The sequence below is a fragment of the Microbacterium sp. NPDC007973 genome, assembly GCF_042958465.1.
Taxonomy (GTDB): Bacteria; Actinomycetota; Actinomycetes; order Actinomycetales; family Microbacteriaceae; genus Microbacterium; species Microbacterium galbum.
Genome location: NZ_JBIBJJ010000004.1, coordinates 643,893 through 659,103 on the forward strand (window position 1 = coordinate 643,893; position 15,211 = coordinate 659,103).

The 15,211-nt window shown below is 71.5% G+C and carries 16 protein-coding genes; 10 read left to right on the forward strand and 6 right to left on the reverse strand.

Features of this window, described 5'->3' with window-relative positions; all coding sequences use genetic code 11:
* Positions 1–83: 83 nt before the first annotated feature.
* Positions 84–1,169, reverse strand: a complete 1,086-nt coding sequence (ald, locus tag ACFZA2_RS15935) for an alanine dehydrogenase (protein ID WP_315995179.1) — start codon at positions 1,167–1,169, stop codon at positions 84–86.
* Positions 1,170–1,324: 155 nt separating this feature from the next.
* Between ald and ACFZA2_RS15940 the strand changes: the two genes are divergently transcribed.
* Both ACFZA2_RS15940 and ACFZA2_RS15945 read left to right on the forward strand, forming a co-directional pair.
* Positions 1,325–1,798, forward strand: a complete 474-nt coding sequence (locus ACFZA2_RS15940; protein WP_315995180.1) for an Lrp/AsnC family transcriptional regulator — start codon at positions 1,325–1,327, stop codon at positions 1,796–1,798.
* Positions 1,799–1,880: 82 nt separating this feature from the next.
* On the forward strand, positions 1,881–2,795 hold the full coding sequence (locus ACFZA2_RS15945; RefSeq protein WP_391406747.1) for a hypothetical protein: 915 nt from the start codon (positions 1,881–1,883) through the stop codon (positions 2,793–2,795).
* 4 nt (positions 2,796–2,799) lie between these two features.
* On the opposite strand, the gene mmuM is transcribed toward ACFZA2_RS15945, so the two are convergent.
* From mmuM to ACFZA2_RS15960, 3 genes are all read right to left on the reverse strand, one after another.
* On the reverse strand, positions 2,800–3,657 hold the full coding sequence (gene mmuM, locus ACFZA2_RS15950) for a homocysteine S-methyltransferase (RefSeq protein WP_391406749.1): 858 nt from the start codon (positions 3,655–3,657) through the stop codon (positions 2,800–2,802).
* Positions 3,654–4,160, reverse strand: coding sequence for a MarR family transcriptional regulator (locus ACFZA2_RS15955; protein WP_315995183.1), 507 nt, complete (start codon positions 4,158–4,160; stop codon positions 3,654–3,656). Before ACFZA2_RS15955 ends, mmuM begins: the two co-directional genes overlap by 4 nt.
* A 151-nt stretch (positions 4,161–4,311) precedes the next feature.
* Positions 4,312–5,310, reverse strand: coding sequence for a LacI family DNA-binding transcriptional regulator (locus ACFZA2_RS15960; protein WP_391406751.1), 999 nt, complete (start codon positions 5,308–5,310; stop codon positions 4,312–4,314).
* A gap of 175 nt (positions 5,311–5,485) precedes the next feature.
* On the opposite strand from ACFZA2_RS15960, the gene ACFZA2_RS15965 reads away from it, so the two are divergent.
* The 6 genes from ACFZA2_RS15965 to ACFZA2_RS15990 all read left to right on the forward strand — a co-directional run bounded on the left by ACFZA2_RS15965 (position 5,486) and on the right by ACFZA2_RS15990 (position 13,414).
* Positions 5,486–6,772, forward strand: coding sequence for an extracellular solute-binding protein (locus ACFZA2_RS15965; protein WP_391406753.1), 1,287 nt, complete (start codon positions 5,486–5,488; stop codon positions 6,770–6,772).
* 107 nt (positions 6,773–6,879) lie between these two features.
* Positions 6,880–7,797, forward strand: a complete 918-nt coding sequence (locus ACFZA2_RS15970; protein ID WP_391406946.1) for a carbohydrate ABC transporter permease — start codon at positions 6,880–6,882, stop codon at positions 7,795–7,797.
* On the forward strand, positions 7,794–8,669 hold the full coding sequence (locus ACFZA2_RS15975) for a carbohydrate ABC transporter permease (protein WP_391406755.1): 876 nt from the start codon (positions 7,794–7,796) through the stop codon (positions 8,667–8,669). Before ACFZA2_RS15970 ends, ACFZA2_RS15975 begins: the two co-directional genes overlap by 4 nt.
* A 7-nt stretch (positions 8,670–8,676) precedes the next feature.
* Entirely contained in the window at positions 8,677–10,995 is a 2,319-nt protein-coding gene (locus tag ACFZA2_RS15980) for a glycoside hydrolase family 3 N-terminal domain-containing protein (RefSeq protein WP_391406757.1), read from the forward strand.
* Positions 10,996–11,324: 329 nt separating this feature from the next.
* Positions 11,325–12,887, forward strand: coding sequence for a deoxyguanosinetriphosphate triphosphohydrolase family protein (locus ACFZA2_RS15985; RefSeq protein WP_391406759.1), 1,563 nt, complete (start codon positions 11,325–11,327; stop codon positions 12,885–12,887).
* Complete coding sequence (locus ACFZA2_RS15990; RefSeq protein WP_391406761.1) at positions 12,884–13,414, forward strand: hypothetical protein; 531 nt, start codon at positions 12,884–12,886, stop codon at positions 13,412–13,414. The genes ACFZA2_RS15985 and ACFZA2_RS15990 overlap by 4 nt, the downstream gene beginning before the upstream one ends.
* A 30-nt stretch (positions 13,415–13,444) precedes the next feature.
* Here the strand turns inward: ACFZA2_RS15990 and ACFZA2_RS15995 are convergent, their stop codons facing one another.
* Both ACFZA2_RS15995 and ACFZA2_RS16000 read right to left on the reverse strand, forming a co-directional pair.
* A complete protein-coding gene (locus ACFZA2_RS15995) occupies positions 13,445–13,939 on the reverse strand; it encodes a hypothetical protein (RefSeq protein ID WP_391406763.1) in 495 nt (164 codons plus the stop codon).
* A 109-nt stretch (positions 13,940–14,048) separates the two neighbouring features.
* Positions 14,049–14,210: a CGNR zinc finger domain-containing protein gene (locus ACFZA2_RS16000; protein ID WP_391406765.1), complete on the reverse strand. Its 162-nt coding sequence runs from the start codon at positions 14,208–14,210 to the stop codon at positions 14,049–14,051.
* Here ACFZA2_RS16000 and ACFZA2_RS16005 point away from each other — a divergent pair.
* Positions 14,209–14,541 carry an ArsR/SmtB family transcription factor gene (locus ACFZA2_RS16005; RefSeq protein WP_391406767.1) on the forward strand — a complete coding sequence of 111 codons (333 nt, stop codon included), beginning with the start codon at positions 14,209–14,211 and terminating at the stop codon, positions 14,539–14,541. The genes ACFZA2_RS16000 and ACFZA2_RS16005 overlap by 2 nt on opposite strands.
* Positions 14,526–15,206 carry a cation transporter gene (locus ACFZA2_RS16010; protein ID WP_391406769.1) on the forward strand — a complete coding sequence of 227 codons (681 nt, stop codon included), beginning with the start codon at positions 14,526–14,528 and terminating at the stop codon, positions 15,204–15,206. The genes ACFZA2_RS16005 and ACFZA2_RS16010 overlap by 16 nt, the downstream gene beginning before the upstream one ends.
* Positions 15,207–15,211 lie beyond the last annotated feature (5 nt).

Below are 15,211 nucleotides of genomic sequence, written 5' to 3' on the forward strand. Positions count from 1 at the left end.
CCGAGTGTCCGAAACACCCGGACGGTTTCGAGATCCGTCCGGGTGTCGTGGACACTCGATCAGGGTCGGAGGCGCCGCGAGGCTCAGAGGTCGAAGGCGGCGCGTACGCCCTCGTTCACCACGACGCCCGCGCGCACGTTCAGGCCCTTGGCGAGGGCGGGATCGGCGGATGCCGCGGCCTCCCAGCCGGCGTCGGCGATGCGCGTGACGTAGGGCAGGGTGGCGTTGGACAACGCGCGCGTGGAGGTGTGCGGGACGGCGCCGGGCATGTTGGCGACGCAGTAGTACAGCGCATCGTGCACGCGGAACGTGGGCTCGTCGTGGGTGGTGGGGCGCGACCCCTCGAAGCAACCGCCCTGGTCGATCGCGATGTCGACCAGCACGGAACCGGGCTTCATCGCCGCCACCATGTCGTCGGTCACGAGCTTGGGCGCGGCCGCTCCCGGGATGAGCACCGAGCCGATCACGAGGTCGGCGTCGGCGAGCTGCTCCGCGATCTCGAGGCGCGTCGATGAGCGGGTCTCGATCGCTCCGCCGAAGCGCTCCTCGAGCTGACGGAGCTTCGGCAGGGAGATGTCGACGACCGTGACGCGCGCGCCGAGACCGAGGGCGTTGGCGGCGGCGTGCTCGCCCGCGACGCCACCGCCGATGACGACGACCTTCGCGCGCGGGGTGCCGGGGACGCCGCCGGGAAGGAGCCCCCGCCCGCCCGAGGCACGAAGGAGGTGGTGCGCGCCCTCGATGATCGACAGACGACCCGCGACCTCGCTCATCGGCGCGAGCAGCGGCAGGGCGCGGTCGGCGGTCTGCACGGTCTCGTAGGCCACGGCCGTGGTGCCCGCCGCCATCAGGGCGTCGGTGAGGGGGCGATCGGCCGCGAGGTGCAGGTAGGTGAAGAGGGTGAGGTCGGGACGGAGGAAGCCGTACTCGGGAGCGATGGGCTCCTTCACCTTGACCAGCAGTTCGGCGCGCGCCCACGTCTCGTCGGCCGTCGCGACGATCTCCGCCCCGGCTACGGTGTACTGCTCGTCGGAGAACCCGCTGCCCTCGCCCGCTCCGGCCTGCACGAGCACCTCGTGTCCGCGGTGCACGAGGGCGTCGACCCCCGCCGGCGTCATTGCGACGCGGTTCTCGTTGTTCTTGATCTCGGTCGGCACGGCGACGCGCATGGGTTCCTCCTCGAGCGGATGAGCGTTGCGGGAAGAATCGCAGAAAGGGGTGTTTCCGTGGTGTTTCCCCGCAGATCATTCGGTTCAGTTCGCTTGAACACGCGTATCATCGGCGCGAACGGGCTCACCAGGAGTCCTCACGCGAAGGATCTGCGATGGCCGACGACGATCTCCACCCGCTCGACGCCCGCATCATCGAGCTGCTCTCCGCCGACGCCCGGATGACGAACGCCGCCCTCGCCGAGACGCTGGGGGTCGCGGCATCCACCGCCCACGCGCGACTGCGCGCCTTGGTCGATCGCGGCCTCATCACCGGCTTCCACGCGGCGGTCGACCAGAGCAGGCTCGGACGCGGGCTCCAGGCGATCGTCGGGGTGACGCTGCGCCCCGGCCAGCGACAGGAGAGCATCCGGGCGTTCGCGCACGAGGTCCGCCGCCACCCCGACGTCATCCAGCTGTTCTTCCTGGGCGGCGCCGACGACTTCCTCGTGCACATCGCCGTGGACGACTCCTCGGCGGTGCGCCGCTTCGTCGTCGATCACCTCTCGGCGCGGCACAGCGTGGCATCCACCCGCACGAGCATCATCTTCGAGTACCACCGCAACGCGCTCGCCGCCGATTTCGACTGAGCCGCGCGGGCTCGCGAGTCAAGCCCGGGCACCGCACGTCGGGGCGCGCACGGCAGCGAGCATGATGGCCGGGGAGGTCCCCATGGTGCTGTCGATCGGACTCACGGTCATGTGCGTCGCGCTCGGCGTGAGCATGATCGGCGTGATCCTGCCGCAGCTCGGCAGCCGCGTGCCCCTGCACTTCTTCCTCCGGGTGACCTCGATGGCGGGCGTGCTCGCCGTGGGCTCGACGGCGATGTACGTCCTCGCGTTCCAGGGCGGCGGCCCCCTCGCTTTCGCCCTGGCCTCGGCCGCGATGGTCCTCGCCCCCTCGATGCTCTGCATCGCCGTGACCCCGCCGCGGTCGCCGCGCGTGCGGCTGCTCGTCGCGTTCGCGGCCACCCTCGCGCTCGTCGTGGCCATCACCTCGTTCGCGCTCGAGGCGTCCGCTGCCCTCGCGGTGCGAGTCCTCGCGGTCGCGGCGGCGTGCGCGCTGTGCGCCGTGCTCACCGCGCGCGCACGCACGATCCCCCGACGCTCCTCGATCGTGCTGGCGGCGACGACGGGGGGCTTCGCCGTCTACTCGCTGCTGCGGGTGGCCGTGTCCCTCACCCCCCTCGCGGGTACACCCCTCGACCGCATGCTGTTCTCCGTCGAAGCCGCGGGGGTCGTCGCGACGGCGTCGGTGCTGCTGACCGGGCTGGCCGTGGTCCTGGTGCGCCGCTCCCCCGCCCTCGGCGGACCGGACCGCACCGCGACGTGGACGCGGGTCGCGTTCGGCGACTGGCCTCGCGCCCGCACGGAGCTCGGCGCCGACGGTCTGCTGGCCCTGCTCACCGAGTTGCGCATGGCCGCGCGCGAGGTCGACCCCTCGGCGGTCGACGTCTACCGGGGCGTCGAGGTGTCGCTCCCGTCGGCGCTGCCGGCGGTGCGTTCGCGCCTCCGCGACGGTTACGGCTGGCGCGCCGCACAGCTCTCGCTGCTGTCGGAGCGTGCCGACCCACCCCGCGCGTCGTGACCCGTCAGCCGCGGACGGTCGCAGCGATCGCGGCGACGTCGGCCGGCGTCGACCGGCAGCACCCGCCCACCAGGCGCGCCCCGGCCGACACCCACGAGGGGGCGTCGTCGGCGAGCGGCGCGGCCCCTCCGTGCCAAGTGCGGGTGGCGGCATCCCACGTCTCCCCCGTGTTGGGGTAGACGACGAGGGGAATGTCGGGAGCAGCAGCGAGGGCGCCGGGCACGCTGTCGGGGGCGCAGCAGTTCACGCCCACCGCGATGACGGAGGGGACGGATGCCGCGGTCCGCAGCGCCGCAGCGAGCGACCCCGGTTCGCAGAAGCCGGCGCTGTCGGCCGAGAGACTGACGAACGCGGGCATGTCGAGATCGGCGAGCTCGAGGGCGAGGGCCTCCGCCTCGAGCGGCGACGGGATCGTCTCCACGGCCAGCACGTCGGCGCCGGCGTCGGCGAGCACGTGCAGGCGCCGGCGGTGCGCGTGCCGGAGCTCGGCGAGCGTCAGACCGTAGGCGCCGGTGTACTCGCTGCCGTCGGCGCGGAGCGCGCCGACCGGACCGACGGATGCCGCGACCACGGCCTCGCCCGCGTCTCTGGCGAGCGACACCGAACGGCGCAGGAGCGCCTCGACGTCGTCATCCGGGATCTCGCCGGCGAAACCGAGCTGGTACGACGCGGTGATGACGACCTCGGCGCCCGCGTCGATGAAAGCCGCGTGCGCCGCGCGCACCTCGGCGGGGTCGTCGCGCAGCACCCGCGCCGACCACAGCGCCCACGTCACGTCGTTGCCCCGCGCCTCGAGGAGGGTTCCGAGACCCCCGTCCAGGACGACGGGGCGGCGGCCGAGGGTGTCGACGAGGTCGATCACGCCTCGTGCGTCTCGCCTGCGGCGAGCACGCGCAGCGCGCTCGCGAGCAGGGCCTGATCGGCGCGACTGACGTCGCGCAGCGCCTCGGCCTCGAGGCGCACGAGCTCGGTCATCGCGGCATCCACCCGTTCGATCCCCTCGGGGGTGATCGCCACGAGGATCGCCCGCCCGTCGGACGGGTTGGGGCGGCGATGCACGAGACCACGGTCGGCGAGCTTGTCGAGGCGGTTGGTCATGGCCGCGCTGCCGATCATGGTGGCGGTGATGAGGCGTGTGGCGCTCAGTTCGGTGCCGGCGCGGCGGAGCACCGCGAGCACGTCGAACTCCCACACGGCGATCCCGGCGCTCGCGAACGCCTTCGCGCGCAGCTTCGACAGGTGGAAGGCGGCACGGCGCAGCCGCGACATCACGTCGAGGGGCGTCAGGTCGACCTCGGGAAGCAACTGCGACCACGCGTCGATGAGGAGGTCGACCTCGTCGTCCTTGCTGCTCGCGGTAGGCATTCTTCGACGGTACCGGAGCCGCGGGGTGGTGCGGCGCGCGGGGCGCGGTGTGGCGCCGGGCGTCTTCCCGTCGAGTGTCCAGGACTCGCCGCGTGATCGCACGGGATGCGGCGTGTCGTGGACACTCGACGGGCAGGGGCGGGCGCGCGGGTCAGCGGACGCGCGGGGGCGCGGTCGTTCCGCGCGCGACGAGACGCGTGGGCAGCTCGATGTGCGTCTCGGGCAGGTCGTGGCCGGCGAGCAGCGCGAGGACCATGCGCACGGCCTCGGCGCCGAGCCGCTTCATCGGCTGACGCACGGTCGTGAGAGCAGGCTGGGCGCGCGCCGCCTCGGGCACGTCGTCGAAACCGACCACCGACAGGTCGTCGGGCACGTGCAGACCACGCTCGGCCGCGACCTCGACGATGGACAGCGCCGACAGGTCGTTCGCGGCGAACACCGCCGTGGGCGGGTCAGCGAGCGCCAGCATCTCGTGGGCGGCTTCGCGCGCGACGTCCTGCTCGTAACGACCGACCCCCACCAGGGCCGGATCGAACGGGATGCCGGCGGCCGCGAGGCCGGCGCGATAACCCGACGCGCGTGCCACCGCCGAACGCAGGTCGGGACGCCCCGCGATGAAACCGATGCGACGGTGCCCGAGTTGCACGAGGTAGTGGACGGCCTGCTGCGCGCCGGTGTAGCTGTCGGATTCGACGGTGGGGACGTCTCCGCGGCCGGTGTGCGGGTCGATCGCGACGATCGGCACCTCGCTCGAGACGTTGACCACCGTCGGGGTGACGATGATGGCGGCGTCGATCAACGTGCCGCTCAACCGGCTGAGCGAACGGCGCTCCCACCCCTCGCCGTCGCGACGGGCGCCCGTGTAGGCGAGCAGGTCATACCCCGTGTCGGACAGCGCTCCCCCGACGCCCTTGAGGATCTCGGCCGAGAACGGCTCGATGTCGGCCACGAGCACGCCGATCACGCCCGTCCGGCGCGATCGCATGCTGCTCGCGACGAGGCTCGACTCGTACCCGAGGACTTTCACGGCCTCGAGCACGCGCCCGACGGTCTCGGGCGAGACGCCGTAGCGGCCGTTCACGGCCTTCGACACCGTGGCCACCGACACCCCGGCCGCCGCGGCGACGTCGTGGATGGTCGCTCGCCTCATGGCATCCGACCCTAGCGTGGAAATCATTTTCGAAAACGTTTGACGACCCTCCGGCGACGGGTGACACTGCTGACACCTCAGCGGGCCGCAGACCCCGGGGTGGTGAACGAACGGCACAGCAGCCGGAACCGACGCGTCTTCGGACGCACCTCGACGAAGAGAAACGGGACATCACATGAACACGCGCACGATCATCGCCGGAGCGGCCCTCGCCGTCGCCGGCACCCTCGCCCTCGGCGGATGCGCCGCCGGCGGCTCCGGCGGACAGAACGCCGACGGCAGCGTCACCCTGACGATGTGGCACAACTCCACCACCGGCGACGGCAAGAAGTACTGGGAAGACACCGCCGCCGCTTTCGAAGCCGCCAACCCCGGCGTCACGATCGAGATCCAGGCCCTGCAGAACGAAGAGGTCGACGGCAAGCTGCAGACCGCGCTGAACGCCGGCGACGCCCCCGACATCTTCATCGCCCGCGGTGGCGGCAAGCTCGCCGACATCGTCGCCGCTGGCCAGGCGATGGACCTCACCGACAGGATCACGCCCGAGGCGAAGACCGCCCTGGGCACCTCTCTCGGTGCGTTCGAGGTCGACGGCAAGAACTACGGCATGCCCGTCGCCGTGCTCCCCTCGGGCATCTTCACCTCGCAGGATCTGCTCAGCGCTGCCGGCGTGACGACGGCCCCCGCCACGATCGACGAGCTGGAGGCGGCCAACACCAAGATCCGCGCCACCGGCGTCGCCCCCATCGCCGTCGGCGCCAAAGACGCCTGGCCGGCCGCCCACTGGTACTACAACTTCGCCCTGCGCGCGTGCGCGAAGGACGTGCTCGACGCCGCTGCGCAGAGCCGCAGCTTCGACGACCCGTGCTGGATCGAGGCCGGCGAGAACCTGCAGTCGTTCCTCGCCACGCAGCCCTTCAACGACGGCTTCCTCACCACCGCCGCCCAGCAGGGTGCGGGATCGTCGGCGGGACTGCTCGCCAACCACCAGGCCGCGATGGAGCTCATGGGGGCCTGGAACCCCGGAGTGATCGCTTCGCTCACGCCCGACGAGCAGCCGCTTGCCGACCTGGGCTGGTTCCCCTTCCCCGAGGTCCCCGGCGGTGACGGGGAGGAAGGCGCCATCATGGGCGGCGTCGACGGGTACGCGTGCTGGGTCAACGCCCCCGCGCAGTGCACCGACTTCCTGAACTTCGCCGTCAACAAGGAGAACCAGGAGCGCTACGCCGACGCCTTCCAGACGATCCCCGCCTCGAGCGAGGCGACGGATGCCGTCACCACCCCCGCTCTCCAGTCCGCGCTGCAGGCGTACACCGACGCGCCCTACGTCTCGGTCTGGCTCGACACGCTGTACGGCCAGAACGTCGGCAACGCGCTCAACGTCGCCGTGGTCGACATGTTCGCCGGCAAGGGCTCGCCGCAGGGCATCGTCGACGCCGTCAACGCGGCCGCCTCACGCTGAGGACACCGACCGTGGCCACTCAGCTCGCCGCCTCGGCGGCCGACACCGGGTCTCGCCGCCCGGTCGAGGAGGGCGCTCGTCGCGCCCCCTCGGCCGGGCGGCCGCCCGTGCGCCGCCGCCGCGAAGCCTGGCGTATCCGCGGCGAACTCGCGATCCTCCTGGGCCCCGCCCTCGTGGTGTTCGTGTCGTTCGTCATCCTCCCCGTCGCCCTGGCCGCCTACTACGGCTTCTACAAGTGGTCGGGCTTCGGCGCTCCCACCGACTTCGTCGGCATCCAGAACTACGTCACGATCCTTACCGACCCCGCCTTCCACGAGGCGCTCGGGCACAACGCCTTCATCGTGGTCGGCTCGCTCGTGCTGCAGGGACCGCTCGCGCTCGGACTCGCCCTTCTGCTGAACCGCAAGATGCGCGCGCAGTCGCTCATCCGCGTACTGATCTTCGTGCCCTATGTCATCTCCGAGGTCGTCGTCGGCCTCGGCTGGGGACTCATGCTGCAGTCGGGCGGCGCCCTGAACGGTGCGCTCGAGAAGATCGGGCTGGGCGCGCTCCGCGCCGACTGGATCTCCGACCCGGCCCTGGCGATCTGGACGCTGCTGATCATCATCACCTGGAAGTACATCGGCTTCGCCGTGATCCTCTTCCTCGCCGGCCTCCAGGGCATCCCCGAGGAGCTCAGCGAGGCCGCCGCGATCGACGGCGCGACCTACTGGCAGATCCAGCGGCACATCGTGCTGCCGCTCATGGGCCCGACCATCCGCATCTGGGCCTTCCTGTCGATCATCGGCTCGCTGCAGCTGTTCGATCTCGTCTGGATCATCTGGGGCCAGTACGTCGCCTCGACCGCGGGCACCTCGACCATGGCCACCTACATGGTCGCGAACGGCCGCAACGCCGGCAGCTTCGGCTACGGCAGCGCCGTGGCCGTGGTGATGTTCCTCATCTCGCTGGCCGTCGCCCTCGTCTACCAGCGGTTCGTGCTGCGGCGCGACACCGCCGGAGCCCTCACCGGAGGTTTGAAATGACCGCCACCGCCACGCTCGTCACTCCGAAGGCTCCGCGTCGGGTCGCCGCAGGCTCGAAGCGCTCCACGAACATCGTCGTGGCCTTCGTCGCCCTGCTGCTCATCGGCATGATGCTCGCGCCGGTCGTGTACATCATCCTCGGCGGCTTCCGCTCGAACGCCGAGATCACGGTCGACCCCGCCGGTTTCCCGGTTGTGTGGAACTGGCAGAACTACGCCGACGTGCTCGCGAGCGGCGTCTTCTGGGGTCAGGTGGGCAACTCCGCGATCGCCGCGATCGCCACGACGCTCTTCGTCGTGGCCCTGGGCCTCATGGCCGCCTACGCCCTCTCGCGCTACCGCTTCCGGGGCCGCGGCGTCGTGTTCGCACTGTTCACCGCGGGGCTGATGTTCCCGATGACCGTCGCGATCACGCCGCTGTACATCCTCGTGCGCAACCTCGGCTTGATGAACTCGCTCGCGGGCGTCGTCGTGCCGCAGATCGCCTTCGCGCTGCCGCTGACGATCATCATCCTGTCGCCGTTCCTCGCCGCCATCCCTCACGAGCTGCAGGAGGCCGCCTCGATCGACGGCCTCGGCCGCCTCGGGTTCTTCTGGCGCATGGTGCTGCCTCTCGCCGTCCCCGCGGTGGTGACGGTCGGCATCCTGGCCTTCGTCAACAGCTGGAACTCGTACATGCTGCCGCTGTTCATCCTCAACAACGAAGCCGCGTACACGCTGCCGCTCGGAACGCAGGCGTTCGCGTCGCAGTATTCCGTCGACACCGCCCGCGTGCTCGCGTTCACCTCGCTGTCGATGATCCCCGCTCTGCTGTTCTTCAGCGTGTTCGAGCGGCGCATCGTCGGCGGCCTCACCGGCGCCGTGAAGGGCTGACCCGATCATGACCATCCACACGACCGACGTCGGCGCCGCCCTCGAATCCGGGGTGTCCGCGCGCGTGCGGGACCTCGTCGCCGACATGACCCTCGATGAGAAACTCGCGCAACTCGTCGGCTACTGGGTCGACCAGGGCGACGAGGTCGTCGCCCCCCTCTCCGGTGAGAAGGTCACCACCACGGCCTACACGGATGCCACCGTGCACGGCCTCGGGCACCTGACACGCGTCTACGGGACGCGCCCGGTCGACCCGATCGAGCGGGCGGCGTGGCTGTGGGGCGAGCAGCGGCGTCTGCAGACCGAGACGCGGTTGGGCATCCCCGCCCTCGTGCACGAGGAGTGCCTCACCGGATTCGCGGCGTGGAAGGCCGCGACCTTCCCGACCCCGCTCGCCTGGGGCGCCTCGTTCGATCCGGATGCCGTGGAGCTCATGGCATCCACCATCGGCCGCTCGATGCGCGAGCTCGGTGTGCACCAGGGCCTCGCCCCCGTGCTCGACGTCGTGCGCGACGCCCGGTGGGGACGCGTCGACGAGTGCATTGCGGAAGACCCCTACGTGGTCGGCACGATCGGCACGGCCTTCGTCCGCGGGCTCCAGGACGCCGGCGTGCACGCGACGCTCAAGCACTTCGTCGGGTACTCCGCCTCGCGCGCCGGGCGCAACCACGCCCCCGTCTCGGTCGGACAGCGCGAGCTGCAGGACGTCTTCCTCCCGCCGTTCGAGATGGCCGTGCGCGACGGAGGGGTGCGCAGCGTCATGAACTCGTACACCGAGATCGACGGTGTCCCCGTGGCCTCGTCGCGCGAGCTGCTCACCGATCTGCTGCGCCGGCGGTGGGGCTTCGACGGCACGGTCGTGTCGGACTACTTCGCCGTGGAGTTCCTGCGCTCGATGCACGGCATCGCCGCCGATCGCGCGGAGGCGGCCCAGCTCGCGCTCGAGGCCGGGATCGACGTGGAGCTGCCGGGGCCCGACGCCTATCCGCACCTCGCCGAGCGGGTGGCATCCGGAGCCCTTCCCGAGGCGGTCGTCGATCGCGCCGTCGCTCGCGTGCTCGCCGAGAAGGAGGACCTCGGGCTCCTGGATGCCGATTTCTCCACGCCCCCGCAGAGCATCGACCTCGACGACGCCGAGCACCGTGCGCTCGCCCGCCGCCTCGCGGAGGAGTCGGTCGTGCTGCTGCGCAACGACGGGGTGCTGCCGCTGCGCACACCGGGTCGGGTGGCGCTGATCGGTCCGAACGCCGACAGCACCGACGCGCTGATGGGCTGCTACTCCTTCGCGAACCACGTGCTCGCGCACCACCCCGGGGTGCCGCTCGGATTCTCCCTGCCGACGGTGCGCGACGCCCTCACCGAGCGCTTCGGCGAGGTCGCGTACGCTCCCGGCTGCGCCGTCGAGGGCTCCGACACCGCCGGCTTCGCCGCGGCCGTCGCCGCCGCCCGGGATGCCGACGTCGCGATCGTCGTCGTGGGCGACCGCGCGGGCCTGTTCGGACGCGGAACCGTCGGCGAGGGCAACGACGCCGACTCCCTCGAGCTGCCCGGCGTGCAGCGGCAGCTCGTCGAGGACGTCGTGGCCACCGGCACCCCCGTGGTGCTCGTGCTGCTTACCGGCCGACCGTACGCGCTCGACTGGGCGCTCGATGGGGCCGGGGCTCCGGCGGCGGTGCTGCAGGCGTTCTTCCCCGGCGAAGAGGGCGCCCCCGCGCTGGCCGCGCTCCTGACGGGGGATGCCACCCCCTCGGGCCGTCTGCCCGTCTCGCTCCCCCGCTCCGCCGGGTCGCAGCCGTACTCCTACCTGCACCCGCTGCTCGGCGGGCCGTCGGGGGTGACCAGCACGGATTCCACGCCCGTGCGGCCGTTCGGGTTCGGGTTGTCGTACACGTCGTTCCGCCGCGAGGGTCTCGCGGTCGACGGGGCGAGGGCATCTGCGACCGCCGAGGTGCGCGCGGGCGACACCTTCTGCGTCGCCGCGCGAGTGACGAACACCGGGGCGGTGCGCGGTGCCGACGTGGTGCAGGTCTACGCCCACCGGTCGGCGGCGAGCGTCACGCGGCCTCTCGCCCAACTCGTCGCCTACGCGCGGGTCGAGCTCGAACCGGGCGAGAGCGCCGATGTGCGCTTCACCGTGCCCGCGTCGCGTCTGGCCTACAGCGATCGGGCGATGCGGCGCGTCGTCGAGCCGGGAGACGTCGAGCTGCGGCTCGGCCCCTCGTGCGCCGAGGTCGACGAGGCCGTGGCGCTGCGTCTGACCGGTGCGACGTACGAGCTGTCGGTCGATGACGCGCGGGTGGTCGACGTGGAGGTGCGGCGGGGCTGAGACGCAGACGCGGTGGGCATGGCTGACGCGCCGGACCCAGGCCGCGCGCACGGCTCCTGCGAAACCGCCCTTCAGACCCCGTCGCGGCCGCGCGAACCCGCGTTCCGCAGGAGTCGTGCGAGGGCGGAAGCATCGGCCATCGCTCCGGGCGCAAGGAGCCGTCGGCGGGCACGGACGCACGACTCCTGCAGATCACGCCGCTCGCCATCGCTGACGCCGCGGAAAGCGGACACCTGCAGGAGTCGTGCCGAACCGGGCGACATCCTCCCCGCGCCGCCGCCGATGGGCATTAGCGTTGAGCCACGCCATCGACGCCGCGAGAGGACCGGATGACGCTGCACGACGAGACCACACCCCCGGCCGCGGACGCGCCCTCTGCGCCTGCCGACCGCTCGAGCGCCGCGCGCGGAGAGATCGTCGGGAATCCGGCATCCCGGGTGTTCGCCGACCACGACGACGCCCGCGCCGACCCCTGGTCGATCGACCTCGAGCGCATCCAGTTCTCGCCGTATTTCTCGCGCCTGTCGGCGGTGACCCAGGTGGTGTCACCGTCGATCTCGGGCGCCCCGGTGCACAACCGCCTCACCCACACCCTCAAGGTGAGCGCGATCGCGCGCGTCGTCGCCCTGCAGCTCAACACGATCTCGCGCCGGGCCGGCGAGGGCGACGTCTGCAACGCCACCGTCGTCGAGGCGGCGGCCTACGCGCACGACCTCGGCCACCCGCCCTTCGGCCACCTCGGCGAGTCGACCCTCAACCGCCTCGCGCGCGAGGAGCTCGGCGTCCCCGACGGGTTCGAGGGCAACGCGCAGACCTATCGCATCCTCGTCTCGCTCGACGTGGTCGAGAACGCCCCGCGCGGACTCAACCTCACCGCCGCCGTGCGCGCGGCCTCGGCGAAATACCCCTGGGCACCGTCGGTCGCGGCCGACGACGTCGAGCGCATCGGTCCTCCCCGCGGCATCCGCCGCTCCCCCGACGGCGCGTATCGCGTGCACAAATACTCCGCGTACGACCTCGACCTCGCCGATCTCGACGAGGCCCGACAGGGAGTGGATGCCGAGCCCCTCCGGCAGAGCATCGAGGGGGCTGTGATGGATCTCGCCGACGACATCGCCTACTCGGTGCACGACGTCGACGACTTCTATCGCGCCGGCATCCTGGATCACGCCCCGATCGCGGCGGAGTTCCGCGGCTGGCTCGACGACGTGCTGGAGTGGCGCGCCCGTGACGACGACGAGGTGCGCGCCGAGCTCGCGCCGGGTGCGGGCCTGGAGCGCCTGCGTCGCAAGATGCGCCGCGACGACCCGTGGATCGCCGACGACGAGGCCTTCCTCGCCGCGGTCAGCGACGTGGATGCCGAGATGGTCACCGACCTGCTCGCCCGCCCGTTCGACGGCTCCCTGACGGCGGAGCGGCGGCTCGCCGCCTTCACCGACCGCTGGATCCGCCGGTTCCAGGAGTCGGCGCGCCTGCGCCCCCTCGACACGCCCCGCGCGGGACCCGTCGTGCTGTCGCCGTGGGCCTGGCACCACGTCGAGGTGTTGAAGTTCGTGCACAAGCGCTTCGTGCTCAGCCGCCCCGATCTGGCGATCCAGCAGCGCGGCATGAGTCGCATCCTCGCCCGCTCCGTGCGCGCCCTCGGCGAGTGGCTCGACGACGACCTCGACCGCGCGCGCACCCCGCGGCGCCTGCGCGAGCTGATCGCCCTGGCACGCGAGCAGTACGCCGCCCTGCCCGCGGAGCACCGGCCGGCGGATGCCGAGCGCCTCGCCCGATCGCGTGGGATCGTCGACTACGTGGCATCCCTCACCGACGCGCAGGCCTTCGCGCTGTCGGAGGCGATCTCGGGGCGCGCCGACCGACTCTGGGCGCTGGGGCAGCGGCTGTGACGGAGGAAGTGATCTTCGACGGCCCGATGCATGTGCACTACGGCTTCATCTGGTTGCACCCGGAGGAGCGATACGACGAGTTCGTCTCCGGCAGACCGTTCGCGGGGCAGGAGAACGGGCTCTGCGGCGCGGCGATCCCGGGGCTGCTCGACCTGCGGACGGGGCTTCACACCGGCTCCGTTCCCGTGCGCGTCATCCTCGCCGACAGCGAGCCCCCGCTCGGCGACGCGGAGGACATCGTCGAGATGTCCTACCGCCCCGACCAGCCGGTGCTGTGGTTCGGGGGTTTCGACGGAGGGGACGAGATCACGCTGCCGGTCGACGCGTACCGCGCGCGATGGTCGGCGACGGCGATGGACGCCGGCAGAGACGTCGACACCGTCCTCGAAGAGGAGACGGCACCCGACAGCTACGAACTCTGCTTCTGGCCGGATGCCGAGACTCGCCCCGACAGGATCGTGCGCGTGGGCAGCAAGACCGCCGCTTACTGGCACAGCACGACGACCTCTGACGGCCCGGCGGGCTGACGGCGCCGCACGGGCACCCCGACGCTCCGCTCAGCCGAGGGAGCTGTCCGTCATCTCGGCCCACTGACGGGGCGTCTTCGCCTGCAACCAGGAGGTGAACGCGGAGAACCCCCGGTACACGCTCATCACCTCGAAGAGCGTGCGCCCGCGCGCGTCTCTCCCCCGCAGCCGTCCCGACGTGAGCGCCGCGAGCTCGGCGATGTCGGACGCCGGCACGACCCGTGCGCGGCGTCGCCCCGAACGGACGACGAGGTGGTCGTCGAAGACGAGGACGCGCGCTCGGCCCAGCGACAGGGCGAAGAAGAAGATGATCGCGCCGAGACCTCCCAGTGTGGTCAGCCACACGGTGACGCCGATGTACGCGAGACGATCCTGCTCGATGATCTCCGACGCAGCGAGCACCACGGCCCCGACCATGAACAGGATGCCGATCCATCGCGCGACCATGTGCTGCGACGGATACCTCTGCACGACGAAGAGCGGTTCTGCGGAGGCATCGTCGGCCGCGCCGTCGTGGTGAGACATTGTTCTCCGATGCATCGGGCCGAGTGGCGCGGTCCACAGGTCGTGGACAGAGCCAAGACCATCGAATCATGCGCGCGCCCCGACGGAGCGCGGCGGGCCGGCGTCTCTCTCAGCGCTTCGTCCGCGCGTGATGGCGGGCCACGCGATTGCGGTTCCCGCAGCCGGCGGCCGTGCACCAGACACGGTTGCCGCGAGGGGATGCGACCAGCTGCACCCCCTGCTTTCGTACAGCTTTCTCTGTATTCATGACTTCCTGTACTGTCACTCCCATGCCCACCGCGACCGTCACGCACACCGCCGCCCTGGCGCGCCTCGGCCACGCCCTCTCCGACGGCACGAGGGCCGGAGTCCTCCTCGCACTCCGCGAGGCGCCGGCCTACCCGTCGGACCTCGCCGACGCCCTTGGCGTCTCCCGCCAGGTGATGTCCAATCAGCTGGCGTGCCTGCGCGGATGCGGGCTCGTCGAAGCCGTCCCCGACGGTCGGCGCACCTGGTATCGATTGGCCGACACCCACCTCGCCCCCGCGCTCGACGAGATGTTGCGCGTCGTGCTGTACGTGGAACCGGATTGCTGCGGGAGCGACGAGTGCACCTGCGCGTAAATGGCACGTCCGCGGCGCGCCGAGTCGTCCTGCAGACCCGCATCCGCTGGATCGTGGCCGCGACGATCATCTACAACCTGGTCGAGGCCGTGATCGCGCTGACAGCCGGAACCCTCGCCTCGTCGGCCGCCCTCATCGGCTTCGGACTCGATTCGACGATCGAGGTGCTCTCCGCCGCGGCCGTCGCCTGGCAGTTCACTCGCCGCGACCCGGAGCGATGGGAGAAGGGGACCCTTCGCGTCATCGCCCTCGCATTCTTCGCCCTTGCCGCGTACGTGGCCGCCACCTCCGCGATCGCCCTCGCTCTCCGCACCGAGGCGCAGCACTCGCCCGTCGGGATCGCTCTGACGGCGATCAGCGTCGTCGTGATGCCCTTCCTCTCGCTTGCCGAGCGCCGCGCGGGCCTCGAGCTCGGCTCCGCCACCGCCGTCGCGGACTCGAAGCAGACCCTGATCTGCACGTATCTCTCGGCGGCGGTCCTCGCCGGACTGCTTCTGAACGGCCTTCTGGGCTGGTGGTGGGCGGATGCCGTGGCCGCCCTCGTGATCGCCGGCTTCGCCGTGCGCGAGGGCATCGAGGCGTGGCGGGGCGACGCGTGCGCGACCTCGGTGGGAATGGTGCTCGAGGACGCCGCCCCGGCCGGCCACGATGGCCCCCGGGGGTGAGGCGC